This window comes from Xenorhabdus mauleonii (genome assembly GCF_900113945.1).
Lineage (GTDB): Bacteria > Pseudomonadota > Gammaproteobacteria > Enterobacterales > Enterobacteriaceae > Xenorhabdus > Xenorhabdus mauleonii.
On sequence record NZ_FORG01000083.1, the window covers coordinates 1 to 1,952 of the forward strand.

Annotated in this window: 1 protein-coding gene; it reads left to right on the top strand. The window is 57.8% G+C overall.

The window, feature by feature from the left end:
- Nucleotides 1-150 precede the first annotated feature (150 nt).
- Nucleotides 151-1,952, top strand: a 1,802-nt coding sequence (locus BM100_RS22275) for a CHC2 zinc finger domain-containing protein (protein WP_092514981.1), incomplete at its 3' end; no start/stop codon positions are given.

The window sequence follows — 1,952 nt, forward strand, 5'->3', positions numbered from 1 at the left end:
TTACCAAAATCAGTCATAAATGAACAAAGCCAGTTGATGTGTTTGTTCATCATGATAAGTGTCCTTTTTTAATGGAGGTCTTGAAAGTATTATATTGACCTGTATTATATAGGTCAATAATGACCTTGACGCATTTTAAAGGATTAAGACATGGCTCGCATTCCCGACGCAGAATTACAGCACCTGAAAACCGCCGTTCCGTTAGTTGCCATTATTGAGCAGCAGGGGCGGCAGTTGTTTAAGCGCGGTAAAGACATGACCGTGTTGTGCCCGTTCCATCAGGAAAAAACGCCGTCGATGGTGATCACCCCGGCCAAAAATCTCTATCACTGCTTTGGCTGCGATGCCGGCGGCTCGGTGCTTGACTGGGTGATGAAAACCGAAGGGTTGAGCCTGCGCCATGCTGTGGAGCGCCTGCGTGCCGTGCTGGGTGTTAATCCCTCGGTCGAGCCGCTGGTTGCACCGGCGGAGCTGGCCGGGGAAGCCGTCGGGCAACAAGCCTTGCTGGCACGGGTGGTTGAGTTTTATCACCATACGTTACTCAATGCGCCGGAAGCGCAGGCTTATCTGGCGAAGCGGCGGCTCAATCACCCTGAGTTAGTCGCGCAGTTCAAGTTGGGTTTTGCTAACCGCACGTTGGCTTACCGTCTGCCACCGAAAAAAGTGAAAGCGGGGGCAGAGATCCGCCGTCGGTTGCAGGCGATCGGGGTGCTGCGGGAAAACGGCCATGAACACCTGCGCGGTTCGCTGGTTGTGCCGATTATCGATAATCAGGGGCAGGTGCAGGAGCTGTACGGGCGTAAAATCAGCGATGATCTCAGTCGGGGTGCGGCAAAACATCTCTATCTGCCGGGTAAACATACCGGGGTCTGGAATGAAACGGCGCTCAGTGCTTCCAAGTCGCTTATCTTGTGTGAATCGCTCATCGATGCGATGTCGTTCTGGGTCGCGGGGCACCGCAATGTCACCGCCGCCTATGGCGTGAACGGCGTCACCGCTGACCACTGGCAGGCCTTTGCACAGCACGGCATTAAGCAAATCCTGATTGCCTTCGACAATGACAATGTGGGCAATGAGGCGGCGGTCAAACTGGCGGCGGCGCTGCTGGGCAAAGGCATTGCCCCGTTGCGCGTGGTGTTCCCGCCGGAAAGGGATGCCAACGGCTATCTGTGCCAGTTGGCCGAACCGGAAACCGCCTTCGCGTTGCTGATTGACGGCGCGGTGCCGATGTTGGATGTGGCAGGCATGGAGACCGTTGAGCATCAGGCGGCGGAGCCTGTCACGGTGCCGGAAACAACTTCTTCTTTAGCCGCTTGCCCCACTTCCAGCGTGGCGCCGGGCGTGGTCTGTGAGTCCAGCGAACAGGGCGAGTTGCTTATCTCCCTCGGCACCTTGCGCTGGGGTCTGCGGGGACTGGGTTCAATCAAGGCAGGTTCAGCCGCAATGAAACTCAATGCGCAGGTGCTGGACACGCAAAGCGGCGTGCTGTTCGCCGACGGGGTTGACCTGATGAGCGCCCGTTCACGCAACAGTTATGCGCGACTGGCGGCGACCGAACTGGGGTTAGGGGAAGCCGACCTGCGCCGGGCGCTGGGGCAGGTGTTACTGGCGGTTGAGCAGTGGCAACGACAGGCAGCCATGGGCACCGAGAATAAAGCGCCGGAAATGAACCTGAGCGAACGGGAAGCGGCATTGGCGTTGCTGCAAGACCCCTATTTAACGGCGCGTATCACGTCTGACTTGGCCGCCTGCGGGGTTGTCGGCGAATCGACTAACCTGTTGGCGGGCTATCTGGCGGCGGTGAGCCGCAAACTGCCCAAACCCTTGGCGGTACTTATCCAGAGCAGCAGCGCGGCGGGGAAATCGTCGCTGATGGATGCGGTGCTGAACCTGATACCGGAAGAAGAGCGCATCCAGTACAGCGCCATGACCGGGCAAAGCCTGTTTTATCT